This window comes from Curtobacterium sp. MCBD17_026 (genome assembly GCF_003234895.2).
Lineage (GTDB): Bacteria > Actinomycetota > Actinomycetes > Actinomycetales > Microbacteriaceae > Curtobacterium > Curtobacterium flaccumfaciens.
Genome location: NZ_CP126281.1, coordinates 147,515 through 167,369, shown reverse-complemented (window position 1 = coordinate 167,369; position 19,855 = coordinate 147,515). Strand labels below are relative to the sequence as shown.

Annotated in this window: 21 protein-coding genes; 6 read left to right on the top strand and 15 right to left on the bottom strand. The window is 70.7% G+C overall.

Going from position 1 to position 19,855, the window contains the following annotated elements; translation table 11 throughout:
• The first annotated feature begins 118 nt into the window (after window positions 1–118).
• The 5 genes from DEI85_RS00825 to DEI85_RS00805 all read left to right on the top strand — a co-directional run bounded on the left by DEI85_RS00825 (window position 119) and on the right by DEI85_RS00805 (window position 3,624).
• A complete protein-coding gene (locus DEI85_RS00825) occupies window positions 119–571 on the top strand; it encodes an SRPBCC family protein (protein WP_110858523.1) in 453 nt (150 codons plus the stop codon).
• Window positions 572–763: 192 nt separating this feature from the next.
• Window positions 764–1,207: a hypothetical protein gene (locus DEI85_RS00820; protein WP_110858522.1), complete on the top strand. Its 444-nt coding sequence runs from the start codon at window positions 764–766 to the stop codon at window positions 1,205–1,207.
• A complete protein-coding gene (locus tag DEI85_RS00815; protein ID WP_110858521.1) occupies window positions 1,204–1,659 on the top strand; it encodes a hypothetical protein in 456 nt (151 codons plus the stop codon). Before DEI85_RS00820 ends, DEI85_RS00815 begins: the two co-directional genes overlap by 4 nt.
• A 4-nt stretch (window positions 1,660–1,663) precedes the next feature.
• Complete coding sequence (locus DEI85_RS00810; RefSeq protein ID WP_111124083.1) at window positions 1,664–2,614, top strand: hypothetical protein; 951 nt, start codon at window positions 1,664–1,666, stop codon at window positions 2,612–2,614.
• Window positions 2,611–3,624, top strand: a complete 1,014-nt coding sequence (locus DEI85_RS00805) for an alpha/beta fold hydrolase (RefSeq protein ID WP_111124082.1) — start codon at window positions 2,611–2,613, stop codon at window positions 3,622–3,624. Before DEI85_RS00810 ends, DEI85_RS00805 begins: the two co-directional genes overlap by 4 nt.
• A 269-nt stretch (window positions 3,625–3,893) precedes the next feature.
• Here DEI85_RS00805 and DEI85_RS00800 read toward each other — a convergent pair whose 3' ends face one another.
• Window positions 3,894–6,413, bottom strand: a complete 2,520-nt coding sequence (locus DEI85_RS00800) for an ATP-dependent Clp protease ATP-binding subunit (RefSeq protein ID WP_027467068.1) — start codon at window positions 6,411–6,413, stop codon at window positions 3,894–3,896.
• Between the two features lie 224 nt (window positions 6,414–6,637).
• Window positions 6,638–7,114, bottom strand: a complete 477-nt coding sequence (locus tag DEI85_RS00795; protein WP_181419930.1) for a Clp protease N-terminal domain-containing protein — start codon at window positions 7,112–7,114, stop codon at window positions 6,638–6,640.
• 70 nt (window positions 7,115–7,184) lie between these two features.
• Here DEI85_RS00795 and DEI85_RS00790 point away from each other — a divergent pair, with 70 nt between their 5' ends.
• The gene (locus DEI85_RS00790; protein ID WP_110858517.1) at window positions 7,185–8,117 is read left to right on the top strand and encodes an NAD(+)/NADH kinase; all 933 of its coding nucleotides are present in this window, start codon (window positions 7,185–7,187) and stop codon (window positions 8,115–8,117) included.
• Window positions 8,118–8,299: 182 nt separating this feature from the next.
• Here DEI85_RS00790 and DEI85_RS00785 read toward each other — a convergent pair whose 3' ends face one another.
• From DEI85_RS00785 to ftsH, 13 genes are all read right to left on the bottom strand, one after another.
• Window positions 8,300–9,358 carry a sigma-70 family RNA polymerase sigma factor gene (locus DEI85_RS00785; RefSeq protein ID WP_111090750.1) on the bottom strand — a complete coding sequence of 353 codons (1,059 nt, stop codon included), beginning with the start codon at window positions 9,356–9,358 and terminating at the stop codon, window positions 8,300–8,302.
• Window positions 9,359–9,711: 353 nt separating this feature from the next.
• On the bottom strand, window positions 9,712–9,846 hold the full coding sequence (locus DEI85_RS00780) for a hypothetical protein (protein ID WP_258320880.1): 135 nt from the start codon (window positions 9,844–9,846) through the stop codon (window positions 9,712–9,714).
• A 63-nt stretch (window positions 9,847–9,909) separates the two neighbouring features.
• The gene (locus tag DEI85_RS00775) at window positions 9,910–10,092 is read right to left on the bottom strand and encodes a hypothetical protein (protein ID WP_181430123.1); all 183 of its coding nucleotides are present in this window, start codon (window positions 10,090–10,092) and stop codon (window positions 9,910–9,912) included.
• Window positions 10,093–10,196: 104 nt separating this feature from the next.
• The gene (locus DEI85_RS00770; protein ID WP_111090752.1) at window positions 10,197–10,394 is read right to left on the bottom strand and encodes a hypothetical protein; all 198 of its coding nucleotides are present in this window, start codon (window positions 10,392–10,394) and stop codon (window positions 10,197–10,199) included.
• Between the two features lie 29 nt (window positions 10,395–10,423).
• Complete coding sequence (lysS, locus tag DEI85_RS00765) at window positions 10,424–11,950, bottom strand: lysine--tRNA ligase (RefSeq protein ID WP_110858514.1); 1,527 nt, start codon at window positions 11,948–11,950, stop codon at window positions 10,424–10,426.
• 509 nt (window positions 11,951–12,459) lie between these two features.
• Entirely contained in the window at window positions 12,460–13,152 is a 693-nt protein-coding gene (locus DEI85_RS00760; protein WP_035809347.1) for a Rossmann-like and DUF2520 domain-containing protein, read from the bottom strand.
• Window positions 13,149–14,909: a PH domain-containing protein gene (locus DEI85_RS00755; RefSeq protein WP_111124393.1), complete on the bottom strand. Its 1,761-nt coding sequence runs from the start codon at window positions 14,907–14,909 to the stop codon at window positions 13,149–13,151. Before DEI85_RS00755 ends, DEI85_RS00760 begins: the two co-directional genes overlap by 4 nt.
• Window positions 14,910–14,918: 9 nt before the next feature.
• Window positions 14,919–15,440, bottom strand: a complete 522-nt coding sequence (locus DEI85_RS00750; protein WP_111090755.1) for a PH domain-containing protein — start codon at window positions 15,438–15,440, stop codon at window positions 14,919–14,921.
• Window positions 15,441–15,464: 24 nt separating this feature from the next.
• Complete coding sequence (locus DEI85_RS00745) at window positions 15,465–15,956, bottom strand: DUF3180 domain-containing protein (RefSeq protein ID WP_111124392.1); 492 nt, start codon at window positions 15,954–15,956, stop codon at window positions 15,465–15,467.
• The gene (folK, locus tag DEI85_RS00740; RefSeq protein WP_111124391.1) at window positions 15,953–16,507 is read right to left on the bottom strand and encodes a 2-amino-4-hydroxy-6-hydroxymethyldihydropteridine diphosphokinase; all 555 of its coding nucleotides are present in this window, start codon (window positions 16,505–16,507) and stop codon (window positions 15,953–15,955) included. The genes DEI85_RS00745 and folK overlap by 4 nt, the downstream gene beginning before the upstream one ends.
• Complete coding sequence (folB, locus tag DEI85_RS00735; RefSeq protein WP_027467059.1) at window positions 16,504–16,893, bottom strand: dihydroneopterin aldolase; 390 nt, start codon at window positions 16,891–16,893, stop codon at window positions 16,504–16,506. Before folB ends, folK begins: the two co-directional genes overlap by 4 nt.
• Complete coding sequence (gene folP, locus DEI85_RS00730) at window positions 16,890–17,858, bottom strand: dihydropteroate synthase (RefSeq protein ID WP_181436454.1); 969 nt, start codon at window positions 17,856–17,858, stop codon at window positions 16,890–16,892. Before folP ends, folB begins: the two co-directional genes overlap by 4 nt.
• Before the next feature lie 6 nt (window positions 17,859–17,864).
• Window positions 17,865–19,853, bottom strand: a complete 1,989-nt coding sequence (gene ftsH, locus DEI85_RS00725; RefSeq protein ID WP_027467057.1) for an ATP-dependent zinc metalloprotease FtsH — start codon at window positions 19,851–19,853, stop codon at window positions 17,865–17,867.
• Window positions 19,854–19,855 lie beyond the last annotated feature (2 nt).

Below are 19,855 nucleotides of genomic sequence, written 5' to 3'. Positions count from 1 at the left end.
GCCCCACACTACTGCGCGACGCCGGACGCGCACGCCGTCCGCGACGACGCCCGGACGGTACCGCAGGGGGACAGCGCTGCTGAGTGCCGCCCAGGTCGATCGGCCTACCGTCCGGTGCATGCCTCAGATCATCGAAACCGTCGACGTCAACGTCCCCGTCCGCCCGGCCTACGACCAGTGGACCCGTTTCGAGGAGTTCCCGCACTTCCTCGACGAGGTCGAGAAGATCGTCCAGGTGGACGACAAGACCACCGACTGGACCGTCAAGGTCGCCGGCCAGGAGCGCCAGTTCCGCGCCCTCATCACGGAGCAGCACCCCGACGAGCGTGTCGCCTGGACCGTGAAGGACGGCGAGACCGAGCACGCCGGTGTGGTCACCTTCCACAAGCTCTCCGACACCGAGACGCGCGTGACCGTGCAGATCGACTGGGAGCCCTCCGGCATCCTCGAGAAGCTCGGCTCCGCCGTGGGCGTCGGCGGCCACGCCGTCAAGAAGGACCTGCAGAACTACAAGGAGCGCGTCGAGAACGCGCCGACCCAGCCGGGCTGGCGCGGCGACGTGCAGGCGTAGTCCGCACCACACGACGGACGGGAGGCGCGGTGCCAGTCGGCACCGCGCCTCCCGTTCGTTCGTCCCCCGTTCGGCATCCCCCCATCGAAATGCCGACCTGACGAGCGAGCGCGAGCCTGGCAGAGTGGTGACACCGGCCGACGCGCTGGGTCAGTTTTATCATGTCTGAGACAGATGTGAGAGTGGGGACACGTGATCGAGTACAACGACGACGACGCGCACCGTCGGGAACTGTCGCGCAAACTGCAGCTCCTGATGGACGTCGTCGAGGCCAACTCCGGCCACCGGCCCCCGTACAAGGAGATCGCCGCCGAGATCGAGGCGCAGGGCGCGTCGATGAGCCGCCCGCGCTGGGGCTACATGCTCGGCGGCAACGGTCCGGCCGTCCGTGACCAGCGACTCCTGGCGGCCCTGGCGACCTACTTCGGCGTCCCGGCCGAGTACCTGACCGACGCGGCCGGCAACACGGACGTGCCGGAGCGGGTGCAGGCGCAGCTGGAGCTCGTGCTCGAACTCCGCAAGCGCGAGGTCGTGGCGTTCGCCACCCGGCGTCTGGGCGAGTTCGCCTCGGCGGACGAGATCCGCGAGTTCACCGACCACCTGCGTCGCCTGGACGAGTCGGGCGGCACATCGTGAGCGGGTACCGCGACCGGTTCGGCGCCCTGCGTCGGCAGACCGAGGCCCGTCGCCGCGTGCAGCGCCTCGGACTCCCCCGCCGCCTGTCCCTGCCGGAGCTGACCGCGCGGGCCGAGGCGGCACTCGGCAAGCCGATCCACGTGCGCACCACCGAGCTGCCGGGCGACCTGTCCGCGCGGCTCATCCAGCGCATCGACCACGCCCTGCTCGAGACCCGCCCCGGCCTGTCCGAGCGCTCCAGGGTGGCCTGCGTGCTGCACGAGCTCGCCCACGTGTTCATGGACGACACCGGCTGCGACCACCAGGCGTACACGGGGCTGCTCACCGGCCGGACGGCGTTCACCCGCTCGCTCGACACCCCGCACGAGCAGGCCGTCGAACTCGTCGCCGATCAGCTCGCGCTGCGGATCGGCCTGCTCGACCCCGAGGGCCAGCCCGGGATCTTCCGGTGACGCGGTGACGCTGCACGTCTGGGGGTCGATCCCGGTCTGGCTGATCCTGGCGGCGCTGGTCGTCCGGCTGATCCTGGTGCGCACCCAGTCGGCCAGCGTCACCTGGCTGATGGTCTGCTGCAGCTGCGTCGCCGTCGGGCTCACGATCAACCAGCCCGACGTCACGACGTTCCTCGCCGGTGTGACGCACGTGCCGAACATCGCCGACCTGATCGGCCGCTGCCTGATGGTGTGCGGCATGTTCGCCCTCGCGCAGTCGGTCGAGGCCGCCGCACGCTCGGCCAAGCTCCTGCGCGCCAGCCGCATCATCGGCTGCGTGCTCGTGCTCATCGCCCTCGTCGTGCTGTTCGGCCTGATCGACGCACCGACCCCGACGGCGCAGTTCATGGTGGTCTACGGCGACCAGGTGCCGACCGCGCTGTACTCGGCGGTCGAGATGACCTACATCGCCATCGTGATCGCCCGGTCGGCCGTCGCCGTGCTGCGCGGGTTCCGGAGCGACGACGGACTCGGCCGCCTGTACTGGCTCTTCGTCGTCGGTGCCGCCGGCCTCGTGCTGCTCGCCGGCATCGCGATCGCCCTCGACGCCGTGCACGTCGCCGGCGCCGACGAAGCGGTCGGGGTCCTGTCGAAGCTCTACACCCCGGTGTTCCTCGGCTCGATGGTCCTGCTCGCAATCGGCGCGGCCGGCGGCGTGCTGCCCGACGCCGCACGGGAGTTCCGCGACTGGCGGGCCGCCCGACGCCGGTTCCGGGCGCTCGAACCGGAACTCCGGCGGCTCGAGACGGCATCGGGCAACACCGGGCTCTACTTCACGATCGTGTGGCAGCGTCGCCAGTGGCGGAGTCGGCAGCACCGGCTCTCCGTCGAGATCGAAGACCGCGCGCGCGAGGCCGGGCAGGACGTTCCGGCCGCTGCGACGCTCACCACGGCACGACTCAGGGAGATCACATGACCGGCGCACGCATCACGGCACTCGGCACCGCGGCGGGGGCGGTCGGCACGCTCGGACTCGGCGCCTTCGTCGCACGGCGGCTGCTGTTCCCGACGCCGTACGCGGCGACCGCCACGGTCCGCAGCGCCACGGACACCGAGGTCGAGCTGACCGCCACCCGCGACACCCGCCTGCCGGGCACCTACGACCTGCAGCGAGACGACACCCGGGTGCAGGTCGGCCCGATCGTCGCCGCGACCGGGGCCGGCAGCGACGGCGACACCGTCCGCCGCGGCGTCACCGGCACCGTGGCGACCGGTGACTGGGGCTGGGACGCCCTGCGGTACGACGGACCGGACGACGTGCCCGGCACCGAGCCCGAGGCCGCCACGACCCACGTGGTCCACGTGCACGGGCAGTCCCTCGGGCCGCGCCAGGTCCTGCGCGGTGTCGGGGTCTGGCGGTCGCTCGGCGCCTCGTCCGAGGTCGTCGACACCACCGACCTGCCGCTCCGCTCCCTCGACGCCGGGGCAGCGGACCGCATCGTCGCCGCCGCCCGCGCCGCCCGTGCCCGCGGTGCCCAGCGCGTCGTGCTGCAGGGCTGGTCCGCCGGTGCGCTCGCCTGCTCCGTCGCCGCCGCACGTGTCGACGTCGACGGACTCGTGGTGGTCTCGCCCCTGCTCGACGTCGCCTCGGCACTCCGCGGGGCCGTCCGCGGGGCGCGCCTACCCGCGTTCGTCGGCACGGTCGCCGCACGCATCGCGACCACGAACGTGCTGTCGCGGCTCGCCGGTGCCCCGACGCCCGTGACGACGACCACCTGGCAGGACTCGTCGACACCGACGCTGCTGATCCACTCCGAGGCCGACGCGCTGGTCGCGGCCGACGACGTCGCCGCCGTCGCCGCACGGCAGGGCGCCACCACGGTGACGTTCCGCACGGCACCGCACACGCTCGAGTGGAACGAGGACCCGGAGCGCTGGGAGCGCGCAGTCCGCGACTTCGCCGGACATCTGGCCGACGCCTCCTGACGCGGCTCCACCCCGGACGTGCAACGGCCCCGGTCTGCGAACAGACCGGGGCCGGCTGCGTCTCGATCCGTTGGGGGGAACCGATCGAGCGCGACGCGCGAGGAGTTGGGGGGAACGTCTCGCGCGTGACCATCACAGTACCCCCGGACGGGGGTCCGTGCCCGCAAGGACGCGCAGATCGGTGATGCGGGATCTGAACGCGACCCGCGAGCGGACAGGAGGCCCGGTGCCAGCTGGCACCGAGCCTCCTGTCCGTGGAGTGTCAGGTCCTAGGACTCGATCTCGCCCTGGGGCGTGTCGGTCGCGGCCTCGACCGCGGCTGCACCGGCGAGGACCTCTTCACGGCCCGGCTGACGCCCGGTCTCGAAGTGGAACGCACCGTCGACGAAGTCGACCTTCACGTGGTCACCGGCGTTGAGCTCACCCTGCAGGATGTGCTCGGACAGCTGGTCCTCGACCTCGTGCTGCATCGCGCGACGCAGGGGCCGAGCACCGAGGGACGGGTCGAACCCGACCTTGATGAGCTGCTCCTTGGCCGGCAGCGTGAGCTCGACGGTCATGTCGCGGTCGAGCAGGCGGTCGGCCAGACGCTTCACGAACAGGTCCACGATCTGCAGCAGCTCGGGCTGCGACAGCTGCGGGAACACGATCGTGTCGTCGACACGGTTCAGGAACTCGGGCTTGAAGTGCTTCTTGAGCTCCTCGTTGACCTTGCCGCGCATGCGGTCGTAGCCGACGGCCGAGTCACCCTCGACCTGGAAGCCCACCGGGCCACCGGCGATGCCCTGCGAACCGAGGTTCGTGGTCATGATGATGACGGTGTTCTTGAAGTCGACCACGCGGCCCTGACCATCGGTCAGACGGCCTTCCTCGAGCACCTGCAGCAGCGAGTTGAAGATGTCCGGGTGGGCCTTCTCGATCTCGTCGAACAGGACCACGGAGAACGGCTTGCGGCGCACCTTCTCGGTGAGCTGGCCGCCCTCCTCGAACCCGACGAACCCGGGAGGGGCACCGAACAGGCGGGACACGGTGTGCTTCTCACCGAACTCCGACATGTCGAGGGAGATCAGCGCACCCTCGTCGTCGAACAGGAACTCGGCGAGGGCCTTGGCGAGCTCGGTCTTCCCGACGCCCGTGGGGCCGGCGAAGATGAACGAGCCGGAGGGACGGTTCGGGTCCTTCAGGCCGGCACGGGTACGACGGATGGTCTTGGACAGGGCCGAGATGGCCTCTTCCTGACCGATGACGCGCTCGTGCAGTGCCTTCTCCATGAAGACGAGACGCGAGGTCTCCTCTTCGGTGAGCTTGAACACCGGGATGCCCGTGGCCTGGGCCAGGACCTCGGCGATGATGCCCTCGTCGACGGTGCCGGACGCGGCGACGTCACCCGCACGCCACTGCTTCTCGAGGCGGAGACGCTCGCCGAGGAGCTTCTTCTCCTCGTCGCGCAGGCTCGCGGCCTTCTCGAAGTCCTGCTCCTCGATGGCGGCTTCCTTCGACCCGCGGACCGTCGAGATCTTCTCGTCGAACTCGCGGAGCTCCGGCGGCGCCGACAGGATCGACAGACGCAGGCGAGCGCCGGCCTCGTCGATCAGGTCGATGGCCTTGTCCGGCAGGAAGCGGTCCTGCACGTAACGGTCCGCCAGGTTCGCCGCGGCGACGATCGCACCGTCGGTGATGGACACCTTGTGGAACGCCTCGTACTTGTCGCGCAGGCCCTTGAGGATGTTGATCGCGTGGGGCAGCGACGGCTCGTTGACCTGCACCGGCTGGAAGCGACGCTCGAGTGCGGCGTCCTTCTCGAAGTGCTTGCGGTACTCGTCGAGCGTGGTGGCACCGATGGTCTGGAGCTCACCGCGGGCGAGGAGCGGCTTGAGGATCGAGGCCGCGTCGATCGCGCCCTCGGCTGCACCGGCACCGACGAGCGTGTGGATCTCGTCGATGAAGACGATGATGTCGCCGCGGGTGCGGATCTCCTTCGTGACCTTCTTCAGGCGCTCCTCGAAGTCACCGCGGTAGCGGGACCCGGCGATGAGCGACCCGAGGTCGAGCGAGTAGAGCTGCTTGTCCTTCAGCGTCTCGGGCACGTCGCCCTTGACGATCGCCTGGGCGAGGCCCTCGACGACGGCGGTCTTGCCGACGCCGGGCTCACCGATCAGGACGGGGTTGTTCTTGGAGCGGCGGGAGAGGATCTGCATGACCCGCTCCATCTCCTTCTCGCGCCCGATGACGGGGTCGAGCTTGCCGTCGCGCGCGGCCTGGGTGAGGTTCCGGCCGAACTGGTCGAGGACCTGCGAACCCTGCTGCGCGTTCTGCTGCTGCTCGCCGCCGACGGCGACCGCTTCCTTGCCCTGGTAGCCGGACAGGAGCTGGATGACCTGCTGGCGCACCCGGTTCAGGTCGGCGCCGAGCTTCACGAGGACCTGGGCTGCGACACCCTCGCCCTCGCGGATCAGGCCGAGCAGGATGTGCTCCGTGCCGATGTAGTTGTGGCCGAGCTGCAGCGCCTCGCGCAGGGACAGCTCGAGCACCTTCTTGGCGCGCGGCGTGAACGGGATGTGCCCGGTCGGCTGCTGCTGGCCCTGCCCGATGATGTCCTGGACCTGCTCGCGCACGGCATCGAGCGAGATGCCCAGCGACTCCAGCGCCTTGGCGGCGACGCCCTCGCCCTCGTGGATGAGGCCGAGGAGGATGTGCTCGGTGCCGATGTAGTTGTGGTTGAGCATCTTCGCTTCTTCTTGAGCGAGGACGACAACACGACGGGCCCGGTCGGTGAATCTCTCGAACATGTGCTCTCCCTTGGCCCCTGATGAGCGGAGCCGACGCTGTGCCGGTCTCGTGTGAGTCCGGCCAAGTACTTCGAGAGTAACCAGCGCTCCCCCCGGGGGCTGCCCCTGTTCGCCGTGGGCGTGACCAGGGTGCGTCTTGTGCGCAGTGAGCGAACGACGAGACGGACTGGAGGCCCGTGGCGATCCCGCCACGGGCCTCCAGTCCGCTTGCCGGTCGCGCTGGGTCAGGCGCGCCGCACCGCGCGACGCAGGTCACGTCGGAAACGGCGCGCGTCGACGCCGAGGGCGTCGAGGACGTCGTGCGCCGATCCGGCGAGCGGATCGTCGACCGAGTCGAGCACGGCGAGGACGACGTGCGGCGGTCGGATGCGCTCCGAACGCCCGGCGGTCGTCGCGGCGCGGGCGAGCACGCGCATCGCAGCGGGCGTGCACGCGACGCGGTCGTGTTCTCCGGGGCAGGTGGTGTGGGCGCCGACGAAGGCGCGGATGCCGGAGCGGACGGCGTCGGGGGTGATCCGGTGAGCGTCGAGGACGGGCCGAAAACGGGGCATGCCGGCGCAGAGCGTGACGGCGGCCAACAGCAGGTGTTCGGCGTCGACGAAGCCGAAGCCGGACTCGTGGGATTCGAGGTCGGCGAGCAGCACGATCTCGCGGCCGTGCCGGACGGAAGGGAGGGCGACGGAGAGCTGAGCGGTCTGCATGTATTCAGAATATCTCATGCCTCTGCGGACGACCCGCCCGCATCGGAGGTCCGCTCGGTACGATCCGGTCATGGAGCAGCCCGTCGTCGGCCTCGTCGTCCACCCGACCAAGAACGTGCAGGAGTCCGTGACGACCCTGCAGCGCTGGAACGCGTCCGGCCAGGGCGAGCTGCTCGCCCGCCGCGCGGACGCCCAGCGCATCGGCGGCGGGGTCGACGTGGTCGACGACGACGACTTCACCGACCGCGTCGACCTGGTCGTGGCCCTCGGCGGCGACGGCACCATGCTCGGCGCGATGCGGCTCGTGGCGAAGCGCCCGGTGCCCGTCCTCGGGGTGAACTACGGCAACGTCGGGTTCCTGGTCGAGATCGAGCCGCCCGAGCTCGAGAGCGCGCTCGAACGACTGTCCGCCGGCGAGTACCAGCTCGAGCCGCACCACGCGCTCGAGGCCAGGTTGTCCTGGGGCGGTGCCCGCACCGACTACCTGGCGTTCAACGACCTGACCATCGTGCGGCGGCCCGGCGCCGGGCAGGTCTCGGCCGACCTCAGCGTCGGGGGCCTCGGGTACGGGTACTACCGGGCCGACGCCATCGTCGCCTCAACCCCCGCCGGCTCGACCGCGTACAACTACGCCGCCGGTGGGCCCGTGCTCTCCCCCGCACTGTCCGGCTCCGTGGTGACGCCGGTCGCGCCGATGGCCGGGATCGACCGATCCGTGGTGCTCGCCGCGCGGGAGCGCTACCGGTTCGACATCGCCGAGGGCACCAGGAGCGCAGCGCTCGAGGTCGACGGGCTCGTGGTCGGCGAGGTGGCCACCGGGGCGCAGATCGACATGCGGCTCCGCAAGGACGCCGGCAGTGTGGTGCGCCTCGACGCCGAGCGGCACGGGCGTACCGGGCGGGTGAAGCTCAGCCTGCTCGACCTGCCGGTGCGGCCAGACCAGTTGGTCGAGCTCATCCCGAGCGACCTGCGGCAGAAGCTCCGGCGCGAGATCGACGACTGACGCCGCGTCGGTGCTGGCCCTGGCCCTGGCCCTGGGACCGGCCCGGGCCCCGGGGACGTGAATGGCCCGCTCGAGCAGTGCTCGAGCGGGCCGTCCCATCACCCCACCGGATCGTCTTCCCACAGAACGACCCGGTTTCCCCGCGCCGGCACGGGTGAACGTACCGGCCGAAGTCCGCTGACCTAGTTGGTCAGGTACAGCTGCATGTCCTGCGAGACCGCCTTGGCGAACAGACGCAGCTTGGCGCGCGACTCCACGCGGCTGACGGCCTGGCGCGTCGTGTGCACGATCTTCGAGATCTCGTCGAGGGTCATCGGCTTGTCGTCGTCCAGGCCGTAGCGCATGCGGATGACGTTCGCCTCGTCGCTGGGCAGCTCGGCGACGATGGAGCGGATGTCGCGGTGCAGCAGCGTCGTCTCGGTGAGCTCGTTCGGGCTCGCGGCGTCCTCGTCCTCGATGAAGTCACCGAGTTCGCTGTCGTCGGAGTCGCCGACCACGGTGTGGATCGAGACCGGCTCGTGCGAGCGGCCCTTGAGGTCGACGAGCTCCTCGACGCTCATGCTCAGCTCGGCGGCGACTTCCTCCGGCATCGGCGCACGGCCGAGGTCGACGGTCAGGTCACGCTCGGTGCGCGAGATCTTGTTGATGAGCTCGACCGTGTGCACCGGGATGCGGATCGTGCGTGCCTTGTCGGCGAGACCACGCGAGATGGCCTGGCGGATCCACCAGGTGGCGTAGGTCGAGAACTTGTAGCCCTGCGTGAAGTCGAACTTCTCGACCGCACGGACCAGGCCGAGGTTGCCTTCCTGGATGACGTCCATGAAGGGCAGGCCGCGCTGCGAGTACCGCTTGGCGATGCTCACGACGAGGCGGAGGTTCGAGGTGATCATGCGCTCCTTGGCGCGCTCACCGTCACGGACGAGCCAGCGGAGTTCACGCTGCAGGGTCTTCGCGAGACCCTTCTCGGTGGCGAGCTTCTCTTCAGCGAAGAGCCCGACCTCGATGCGGCGTGCGATCTGCGCTTCTTCCTCGGCGGTGAGGAGCGAGAGACGGCCGATGTGACGGAGGTAGTCGCCGACCTGGTCGACCGAGGCGCCGCGGACACCGGCGAGCTGCTCGTCGGCCTCGACCTCGGTGTCGAGGGAGGTGGTGGCGGACTCGGCGGTCGCGGTCTTCGATGCCGATGCCTTCTTGGTGGCGGTGCGGCGGGTGGTGCTGGGTGCAGCCGTTGCGATCGTCATGGTGTTTCTCCCTGCGTTCGACGGTGATGGCTTCGTGGGGCGTTGCCGGGGGGTGCTGATGAGTAAAGCGGCCCGGAGGTGTACCCCACAAATCGTTCGGAGCGATTCTCAGGGTTCTCCGTGCTTCGTCATCGAAAGCGTCCCCCGCGGGGTACAGCCCACCGACGGTCTGGTCCCCCATTCGGCCCTGGATCAAGCGGCTAACGCCGTGTTTCCGGCGTTGCAGGCGTGTTTCACCAGCGTTTCCGATCGTGTACCCCAGGCGACTGCGTACTCCGGACATGCAAAAGGGGTACGTCCGACCGGATCAGTGCGATCTGGTCGTCGTACCCCGAATACCGAATGGGTGGGGGTCACCAGGAGGGTTCGAGCCACCCGTCCCGGCGCTTGGAGACCTCGAGGTCGGCGTCTCGGTCGAACTCGTCGTACTCGCTCTCGATGTCACCGACGAGGCTGCGGCCCGTGAAGGGATGTGCGGTGGTTGCCATGCGGACGATGCTCACCCCGGCACGCGTCGGCGAGGTGAACGGTGCGTGACGGTCCGTCGGCGCTCAGACGTCGAGGTCGTCGACGTCGCCCTCGTCGTCGAGGGGTCCGCCGTCGGCTTCGCGGTCGGTTCCGTCGGCGCCGTCGGGCAGGCCGGCCGTGCCCGCCACCGGGTGCCCGAAGGCGTCCTCCACGTCGAGGTCCTCGAGGTCCTCGAGGTCCTCGACGGGTTCCGGGAAGGTCGGCATGCGCGACAGCGTCACACCGCGCGGTGAACGCCGGGTGAAGTCAGCGAAAGGACGTGCGCGCCGTGCAGCGCGCGGGGAGCAAGGTGCTGCGGCTGTGGCTGTGGCTACTCGGCCGACGTCGGCGCGGGGCGACCGTGCTCACGCTCGAAGCGGGCGCGCTCCTCGGCCTCGACCTTGGCGTACGCGGCACGCTCGGTCCGGTCGGCACGCATGATCGCGCGCATCACGAACCAGAAGATCAGGCCGACGACGATGGTCGGCGTCAGGGCGAAGACGATCCCGCTTACGACTCCTTCAGGCACCCGAGCATCGTACCCCGGTGGACCGGGAGTTATTTGACCAGCGGGAACAGGATCGTCTCGCGGATGCCCAGGCCCGTGATGGCCATGAGCAGGCGGTCGATCCCCATGCCCATGCCGCCCGACGGGGGCATCGCGTGCTCCAGGGCCCGCAGGAAGTCCTCGTCGACGCGCATCGCCTCGAGGTCACCGCCGGCCGCGAGCTTCGCCTGCTCGACGAACCGCTCCCGCTGCACGACCGGGTCGACGAGCTCGGAGTACGCCGTGCCGAGCTCGAAGCCGCGGACGTACAGGTCCCACTTCTCGACGACGCCGGGACGCGTGCGGTGCTGCCGGGTGAGCGGCGAGGTGTCGACCGGGAAGTTCATCACGAAGGTCGGGCGGTCGAGCGAGTCGATGACGAAGTGCTCCCAGAGCTCCTCGACGTACTTGCCGTGCGTGGCGTGGGCGACCTCGACGCCCTCGGCCTCGGCGAGCGCCTGCAGCTCGGACAGCGGGGTCTCCGGGGTGATCTCGCGCCCCGCGGCCTCGGACAGCGAGCCGTACATGTCGATGCGGGGCCACTCGCCACCCAGGTCGTAGGTGCTGCCGTCGGGCAGGGTGACCTCGAGCGCACCACCGGTGACCGCGCGGGTGGCGTTCTGCACGAGCTCCTGCGTCAGGTCGGCCATCTGCTCGTAGTTGCCGTACGCCTGGTACGCCTCGACCATCGCGAACTCGGGCGAGTGCGACGAGTCGGCGCCCTCGTTGCGGAAGTTGCGGTTGATCTCGAACACCCGGTCGATGCCACCGACGACGGCACGCTTCAGGAACAGCTCGGGTGCGATGCGCAGGAACAGCTCGGTGTCGAAGGCGTTCGAGTGCGTCACGAACGGTCGGGCCGAGGCGCCGCCGTGCTGGGTCTGCAGCATCGGGGTCTCGACCTCGAGGTACTCGTGCGCGGTGAAGGTCTGGCGGAGCGAGGCCATCACGGCAGCGCGGGCACGCACGGTGGCGCGGGCCTCGTCGCGGACGATGAGGTCGAGGTAGCGCTGGCGGACCCGCGTCTCCTCGTTGAGCTCGTTGTGCAGGTTCGGCAGCGGCAGGATCGCCTTCGCCGCGATCGCCCAGTCGTCGACCATGATGGACAGCTCGCCGCGGCGCGAGGAGATCACCCGCCCGTGCACGAACACGTGGTCGCCCAGGTCGACGAACTCCTTCCAGCGGGCGAGGGACTCGTCTCCCACCTCGGCCAGGGAGACCATCGCCTGGATGCGCGAGCCGTCGCCCGACTGCAGGGACGCGAAGCAGAGCTTGCCGGTGTTGCGCGAGAACACCACACGACCAGCGATGCCCACGACGTCCTGGGTCTCCTCGCCGGTCTCCAGGTGCGCGTACTGCTCGCGCACGGCCGGGATCGTCGTGGTGATGGGGAGCTCGGCGGGGTACGCCTCGATGCCCGACTCCAGCAGCTTCGCCCGCTTGTCGAGCCGGACCTGTCGCTGCTCGCTGGTCTCCTGCTCGGCCAGTGCGGCGGCGGCGGCGATCGCGGTGTCGGGGGTGACGGTCTCGTCGGTCATGCGGGTGCGGCTCCGATGGTCGTGGGGGTCGGGGGAAATGCTACCCGCGCCGCGGTCCCGCCCCCGAACCGTGGCCGCCCGGCCCACAGTTCCCGCCCCCTCGGCTGAATTGAGCGGTGGGTCCCGACCACCCCGGGCTGCAGAGCTACGGGCTGCAGAGCTACGGGCTGCCGGGCTGCCGGAGCCGAGACCGCGGTCACAACACCCCGCCCGCTCCATGCCCGCCGGTCACAATCCGCCGCCCGAAGCGCCCCCGACCGACACTTCACGACCACTCGGGCGAACTGAGCGGGGAGTCTTGACCAGCCGGAGTTGCCGAGCCCGCCGGAACAGGAGCCGACACCGCGGTCACAACTCCCCGCCCGCACCACCCCCACCGGTCACAATCTGTCGGCTTGAGCACGCGCAGCCGACAGATCGTGACCATTCGGCGGAACTGAGCGGGGAGTCGTGACCTCTCGAGCGCCCGGCCCGACCTCCTCCCCGCGCCGCGGCCCGCCCCCGAACCGCTAGAGCGTCGACTGCCCGTCGGCGGCGGTGAGCGCGTTGTCGACGGCGGAGCGGACGAGCGCACCGAGGACACGACCCGGGTGTTCGACGCCGATGCCGGACAGGGTGCCGGCGGACTGGTCCACGATCGCGGTCGAGAAGCTCACGGCGGCCCGCACCGCATCGGCGTAGGCGGGCCGGTCGCCTTCGGCCACGACGAACGGTTCGGCGCCCATCTCGACCACGAGCGCCTGCGCGATCGGCAGGACGGGCGCCGGTGCGGTCACCGCGCAGTACGCGTCGCGCAGCCGGGACAGGTCGACGCTCGTGCCTGTGAAGGCCATCGCGGGGTGGATCGCCAACGGGATCGCACCGGCAGCCATCGCCGGGGCGAGGATCCCGACGCCGTGGTCCGGGCTGGTGTGCACGACGAGCTGCCCCGGCTGCCAGATCCCGGCGTCCGCCAGCCCCTGCACGAGCGAGGCGAGCTGGTCGTCCGGCACCGCGAGCAGCACGAGTTCGCTCCGCTCGACCAGGTCCGGCGTCGCGAGCACCGGGGCGCCCGGCAGCATGGCCTCGGCGCGGTCACGGCTCTCGTCGGACACGGCGGTCACCCCGACGACGGCGTGCTCCGCGTTCGCCAGGGCCGCTCCGAGGACGGGTCCGACCCGTCCGGCGCCGACGATGCCGACCCCGAGACGCCCGGCCCTCATCGTGCGGCTCCGGTCGGGGGGACGTCGGCCCAGCCGGCAGGGACGGCACCGGACCGGTGGTCCGCCGTCGGTCCGGCAGGGGCTCCGGACCCGGGCACGGTGTCGGCCGCAGCGTGCGTGGCCGTCGCGGGACGGGCCTCCCGTTCGCGCCAGCGGTGGGTCGTGTCGACCGCTGCGGCCTGGACGGCACGCTGCGTCGTCTCCGACCACAGGCGCTGCGCGTCACCCGCGTCGAGCGCGCCGACGCGGGCCGAGACCGGACCGGCCACGGTGTGGACGTGGACGGCTGCGAGCCGCAGGGCACGCTCGAGCGGACCCTGCTCGACCTTGACGCTCTGCACCCGGGGCAGCGGCACGATGACGAGCGAGCGCCACACGGCACCGAGCCGCAGCAGCACCGCACCCTGCACGAACCGGTAGCCGTTGCGCCGGAACGCGAACGGACGGAGCCAGGCGCCACGTCGTGGGGAGTGCACGAACCCGCCGCGGTCGCCCGAGGTGGTGAGGCTGTCGTCGACGACGTCCACGGCTTCGGCCGCACCCTCGCGCAGCGCTTCCTGCGAGGCTTCCGGGCCGGCGACGACGGTGCCGACGAGCCCCGGCAGGATGATGTCGAGGACCTCGCGGACGTCCGCCGTGGTGCCGACGGGCAGCACGATCGAGGACACCTGCTGGTTGTTCGACGCCCCGTTGCCGGCGCTCGTCGCACGGTTGATGCGGATGTCCCACCAGCCGAACGGACGCCACAGCAGCGGCTGGGCGACGCTGACGGCGTGGATGCGGCCGGGCGGCAGCGTCTCGTTCGACGTCGAGACCAGCCCGAAGCCGATCCGGATGCCGTCGCGGGTCTCGGCGATCGTGTACTGCAACGAGCGGGAGAACTTGCGGACGTAGTAGCCACCGGCACCGAGCACGGCGGGGAACAGCCCGAACAGCAGGCCGTACTCGCCGGTGACGGCGACGCTGACGATCATCGCGGTGATGACGAGCACGAGGAACAGCGTCGTGCCGGACAGCAGCATCGACGCGATGAGGCGACCGGGGCGCACCTTGACGATGCGGGTGGCGTGCACGGCTGCCGGGTCGAGCTCGGGCGAGAACATCTCGTCGACGCGGTCCTGCAGTGCTCCGTGCGACTGCCGCGACGGACCACCGTGGCCGTCGTCGTCCTTCGCGCCGGACGCCAGCACCAGGATCCGCTGCCGCAGGTCGTCGGCGGCACGGGCCCCGAGGTAGGCGAGCTGCACGTTGGCGTCGTTGCCGGCCTGCGCGATCTCGAGCTTGGCGGTGCCGAACACCCGGGGCACGAGTGGCCGCTGGATGTTGATGCCCTGGATCCGGTCGAGCCGGGCCTTGCGGTGGTTCCGGAACAGCACGCCCGAGCGCACCTCGACGATCTCGCCGGTGACGCGGAACTCGTGCATGCGCCAGGACAGGTAGAACAGCCCGATCAGCACCACGAGCAGCACCACGATGCCGAGCAGGACCCAGCCGACGACGCCGTGCTCGTACACGTACCGGACCGGGTCACCGTCCTCCTGCTGCTCGCCCGGGATGAAGAACTCGACGAGCCGGTCACGCAGGCTGTTCAGCACGTAACCGAGGATGACGATGAGGAAGATCCCGCCCTTGAGCAGCGGGGTGAGCGGGTGCAGGCGGTGCCACTCGCCGTCGGTCAGGGGTGCCGCGGCGGCCGCGTTGCCCCGGGTGGGCGGCGCGGGCGGAGCGGGTGGCGGGGTGCCCGGTCGGAAGGTCACGGACGACCCCTACAGTCCGGCGCGACGGGACTCGGCGAGCTCGACGAGGCGGTCGCGCAGCTCGTCGGCGTCCGCTGCCGGGACACCCGGGATCCGGACGTTCGTGGCGGCGGCGGCGGTGACGAACTTCAGCTCGCTCATGCCGAGCGCCCGGTCGAGCGGCCCGCGGGCGACGTCGACGAGCTGCATCCGGCCGTACGGGACCGCCGTGAACCGCTGCCACATGAGCCCGCGGCGCACGACCAGGTCGTCGTCGCGGAGCGCGTAGCCGATGGCCCGGACCCGTCGGGGTGTGAGCGCAGCGGTGATCGCCGTGACGACCGCGACCACGATGCCGATGGTGAGCCACACGGTGCCGGCTCCGGAACCGAAGCCGTCGGTGACGATCCCGATGAGCACGCAGCCCGCGGTGAGCACGACACCGATCACGAGCGTGGCGATGAGTTCGGTCCACACGAGCTTCGCGGACACCCGCTGCCAGGCGATCCCACCGAGGCCGAGGCCGGGCTCGTCGAGTCGTTCACGCGGCATCGCGGGCCTCCTGGGGTTGCTCGGTCAGTTCACCGTCGTCGAACCGTTGCGGGGATCGTCACGGTCGTCGTCGTCACCCGGGGGTGCGATGCACATCCGCTCCGCCACGAGTGCGCAGACCGTCAGGACGATCCCGCCCCCGACGGCGATCACGTTCGGCAGGGTCGAGCCTAGCGAAGGCGTCGCGGAACGGGTGAGCAGGTACAGCACGAGGCCGAGGGCGAACCCGCCCAGCAGCGTGCCGCAGATGCTGGACGCCTTCGCGAGCACGACGACCCGCGTCGCGTAGAGCGGGTCGACCGGCCGCTGGCGTCCGGCGCCGTCGCGCGCGTGTCGGCGCACCGGGCGCGCCATGAGCACGACGGCGACACCGATGAACGCGAGCGTGATGCCGAGCGGGACCGAGAACAGGAACGTCGGCAGCTGGCGCGACGCCAGGACGGCGTCGAGCGCGAAACCGGCGACCACCGTCACGATGGCGATGCTGAGCAGCGTGGAGGCGCGGGTGGGCTTCATGCGCTGGTCGCGCTCCCCGCCGGCCGGGAGGCCCGTGCCGACTCCGCGAACAGGCGCGGCTCGTCGACGCGCTCGGTGTCGTCCCCCACGGCGGCGAGCAGGTCGGCCACCGGTCCGACACCGGGCAGGACGGCCTCGGGGTCGGCGTCGAGCCACGGGGCGAGCACGAACGCACGCTCCGCTGCCCGGGGGTGCGGCACGACCAGGGTGTCCGTGGCGATCCGCAGGTCGTCCACCGCGACGACGTCGAGGTCGAGGGTGCGGTCGCCCCACCGGACCTCGCGCGTGCGGCCGTGGGCGTCCTCGATGCCGTGCAGGGCGTCGAGGAAGGCCTGTGGCTCGAGGTCGGTGTCGACGACCACGACGGCGTTCCGGTAGCGGGGCTTCGACGTGTCGAGGCCCTCGAGGGTCACGGCGACCGACTCGACCTCGCGGCTCGAGGCCACCGGCTCGACCCCGGGCAGGGCGGCGATCGCGGTGGCGGCGGCGCGGAGCGTGCTCCCCCGGTCGCCGAGGTTCGCTCCGAGGGCGACGACGACCCGGTGGGTCATTCTTCTTCCTCGTCCGGCACCGTGGCGCCGCGGGTGCGTCGGATGGTGATCGAGACGTCGGTGAACGGCACGGTGATCGGGGCCTGCGGCTTGTGCACCGTGACCTCGGTCGCCAGCGCGGCACGGTGGGTAAGCACGGCCGCGGCGATGCGCTCGGCCAGCGTCTCGATCAGGTCGACCGGGTCGCGTTCGATCTCGGCGACGACCTGCTCGGCGAGGACGCCGTAGTGCACGGTGGCGTCGAGGTCGTCGCTGCCCGAGGCGGCACGGGCGTCGAGCTCCACGGCGACGTCGACGACGAAGTCCTGGCCGTCCTCGCGCTCGTGGTCGAAGACGCCGTGGTGTCCGCGGGCGCGGACCCCGGTGAGTCGGATGGTGTCGTTCACGATCGAGCTGCCCTCCAGGCGTCCCAGACGTCGAGCACGGCACGGGTCGGTGCCGGGTCGTGCACGCGCACACCCCACGCGCCGCGTTCGGCGGCGAGCAGGCTGATGGCGGCGGTGGCGAGGTCGCGCTCCCTGGGCGGAGCGCCCTCGGGGCTCCCGACACCGTCGAGGAACCGCTTGCGTGAGGCGGCGACGAGCACCGGCAGGCCCATCGAGGCGAAGCGCTCGTAGCCGGCCAGGATCTGCCAGTTCTGCACCCCGTGCTTGGCGAAGCCGAGGCCCGGGTCGATGACGACCTGCTCCTGCCGGACGCCGAGCACGATGAGTTCGGCGACCCGGAGCTCGACCTCGCGCCGGACCTCTTCGACCGCGTGGGTGTACTCGGCGTTGCGGTACATCCGGTCGCTGTGGCCGCGCCAGTGCATGACGACGAAGCCGACGCCCGTCGACGCCACGACCCGGGCCATGTCCGGATCGGCGAGGCCGCCGGAGACGTCGTTGACGATGGCGGCGCCGAGGTCGACCGCGCGCTCGGCCGTCGCGGCGTTCATGGTGTCGACGCTGACCGGGATCCCCTCGGCCACGAGCTGCTGCACGACCGGCAGCACACGTTCCTGCTCGACCGGCACGGGCACGCGCTCGGAACCGGGCCGGGTGGACTCACCACCGACGTCGATGACGTCCGCACCGGCGGCGACGAGGTCACGTGCGTGCTGCACGGCGGCGTCGTAGGCCTGGTGCAGCCCACCGTCGCTGAACGAGTCGGGGGTGACGTTGAGGATGCCGAGCACCCGGGTGCGCTCCTCGGCCGGACCACCACGGTCACGGCGACGGCCGGTCACGACCTCCGGCACCGGCTGGGGTGCACGGAGGTCGATCGCGACCGTCGCCGGTTCGGCGGCGGCGGCGCGGGCACGACTCACCTCGGCGAGTCGACGCTCTCGTCGCGTCGGCAGCTCGGTCATGCCGGCCTACGCGGGGGCGATACCCGGGTTGCCGAACGGGCGACGACGGGTCTTCGAGGTCGACTCGGAGTCCGACGGGTCCGCTGCGGTCGAGGCGGCCTTGCCGGGCACGTCGATCGCGGGAAGGTTGCTGACCGGGCGCTTGTCGCTGGAGAGCCACTGCGGGCGCTCCGGCAGCTTGCGGACGTCCTTGAAGATCTCCACGAGTTCCGGGGCGTCGAGCGTCTCCTTCTCGAGGAGCTCGCCGGCCAGGCGGTCGAGGATGTCGCGGTTGTCGTTGAGCACCTGGTAGGCCTCGTCGTGCGCGGCCTCGAGCAGGGCTCGGGTCTCGGCGTCGACCGTCTGGGCGATGGTCTCCGAGTAGTCGCGACCGGTGCCACCGCTCATGTCACGGCCGACGAACGGCTCGCTCGAGCCGGACCCGAGCTTGACGGAACCGACGGCCTGGCTCATGCCGTACTCGGTGACCATCTTGCGGGCGGTGCCGGTGGCCTTCTCGATGTCGTTCGAGGCGCCCGTGGTCGGGTCGTGGAACACGATCTCCTCCGCGACGCGACCACCCATGGCGTAGGTGAGCTGGTCGAGGAGCTCGTTGCGGGTGACCGAGTACTTGTCCTCGAGCGGGAGCACCATCGTGTAGCCGAGGGCACGGCCGCGGGGCAGGATCGTGATCTTCGTGACCGGGTCGGTGTGCCGCATCGCCGCTGCCGCCAGGGCGTGGCCGCCCTCGTGGTACGCGGTGATCAGGCGTTCCTGGTCGGACATGATCCGGGTCCGGCGCTGCGGGCCGGCCATCACGCGGTCGACGGCCTCGTCGAGGGCACGGTTGTCGATGAGCTGCGCGTTCGAGCGGGCGGTCAGCAGGGCCGCCTCGTTCAGGACGTTCGCCAGGTCGGCACCGGTGAAGCCCGGGGTCTTGCGGGCGAGCAGCTCGAGGTCGACGCTCGCGGCGAGCGGCTTGCCCTTCGCGTGCACCTCGAGGATCTGCTTGCGGCCGGCGAGACCCGGGGCATCGACGCCGATCTGGCGGTCGAAACGGCCGGGGCGCAGGAGCGCGGGGTCGAGCACGTCGGGACGGTTCGTCGCGGCGATGAGGATGACGTTCGTCTTGCCGTCGAAGCCGTCCATCTCGACGAGGAGCTGGTTCAGCGTCTGCTCGCGCTCGTCGTTGCCACCGCCGATGCCGGCACCACGGTGACGACCGACGGCGTCGATCTCGTCGATGAAGACGATGGCCGGCGAGTTCGCCTTGGCCTGCTCGAAGAGGTCACGGACACGGCTCGCACCGACACCGACGAACATCTCGACGAAGTCCGAACCGGAGATCGAGTAGAACGGCACGCCGGCTTCACCCGCGACGGCGCGGGCGAGCAGGGTCTTGCCGGTTCCGGGAGGGCCGTAGAGCAGCACGCCCTTCGGGATCTTCGCCCCGACGGCCTGGAACTTCGCGGGCTCCTTGAGGAACTCCTTGATCTCGTGCAGTTCCTCGATCGCCTCGTCGGCACCCGCGACGTCGGCGAACGACACCTGCGGGTTCTCCTTGTTGTTGATCTTGGCCTTCGACTTGCCGAACTGCATGACCTTCGAGCCGCCGCCCTGGGCGCTCGAGAGCAGGAACCAGAACAGGGCACCGATGATCAGGAACGGCAGCAGGATGCCGAGCAGCGACAGGAACCAGTTGCCCTGGGCGACGCGGTCGTTGTAGCCGTCGGGCAGGTTGGCGTCGTTGACCGCCTGCACCACTTCTTCGCCGCGGGGTGTGGAGTAGTAGAACTGCTCCTGCTTGTCGCCGTCCTTCAGGACGAGGTCGACCCGCTGCTCGGTGGAGTTGATGGTCGCGGACGAGACCTTGTCATCGGAGAGCTGCTCGAGACCCTTCTGGGTGTCGATCTCTTGCGTGCTGCCCTGGCTGATGACGCTCCAGCCGATGAAGATGCCCGCCAGCGCGATCAGCACGTAGAGGTACGGGCCGCGGAAGATGCGCTTGAAGTTCATGT

Coding starts and splice junctions, on each gene's coding strand:
- DEI85_RS00825 (WP_110858523.1), top strand. CDS start 119: ATGCCTCAGATCATCGAAACCGTCGACGTCAACGTCCCCGTCCGCCCG.
- DEI85_RS00805 (WP_111124082.1), top strand. CDS start 2,611: ATGACCGGCGCACGCATCACGGCACTCGGCACCGCGGCGGGGGCGGTC.
- DEI85_RS00800 (WP_027467068.1), bottom strand. CDS start 6,413: ATGTTCGAGAGATTCACCGACCGGGCCCGTCGTGTTGTCGTCCTCGCT.
- DEI85_RS00795 (WP_181419930.1), bottom strand. CDS start 7,114: ATGCAGACCGCTCAGCTCTCCGTCGCCCTCCCTTCCGTCCGGCACGGC.
- DEI85_RS00790 (WP_110858517.1), top strand. CDS start 7,185: ATGGAGCAGCCCGTCGTCGGCCTCGTCGTCCACCCGACCAAGAACGTG.
- DEI85_RS00785 (WP_111090750.1), bottom strand. CDS start 9,358: ATGACGATCGCAACGGCTGCACCCAGCACCACCCGCCGCACCGCCACC.
- DEI85_RS00780 (WP_258320880.1), bottom strand. CDS start 9,846: ATGGCAACCACCGCACATCCCTTCACGGGCCGCAGCCTCGTCGGTGAC.
- DEI85_RS00775 (WP_181430123.1), bottom strand. CDS start 10,092: ATGCCGACCTTCCCGGAACCCGTCGAGGACCTCGAGGACCTCGAGGAC.
- lysS (WP_110858514.1), bottom strand. CDS start 11,950: ATGACCGACGAGACCGTCACCCCCGACACCGCGATCGCCGCCGCCGCC.
- DEI85_RS00760 (WP_035809347.1), bottom strand. CDS start 13,152: ATGAGGGCCGGGCGTCTCGGGGTCGGCATCGTCGGCGCCGGACGGGTC.
- DEI85_RS00750 (WP_111090755.1), bottom strand. CDS start 15,440: ATGCCGCGTGAACGACTCGACGAGCCCGGCCTCGGCCTCGGTGGGATC.
- DEI85_RS00745 (WP_111124392.1), bottom strand. CDS start 15,956: ATGAAGCCCACCCGCGCCTCCACGCTGCTCAGCATCGCCATCGTGACG.
- folK (WP_111124391.1), bottom strand. CDS start 16,507: ATGACCCACCGGGTCGTCGTCGCCCTCGGAGCGAACCTCGGCGACCGG.
- folP (WP_181436454.1), bottom strand. CDS start 17,858: ATGACCGAGCTGCCGACGCGACGAGAGCGTCGACTCGCCGAGGTGAGT.
- ftsH (WP_027467057.1), bottom strand. CDS start 19,853: ATGAACTTCAAGCGCATCTTCCGCGGCCCGTACCTCTACGTGCTGATC.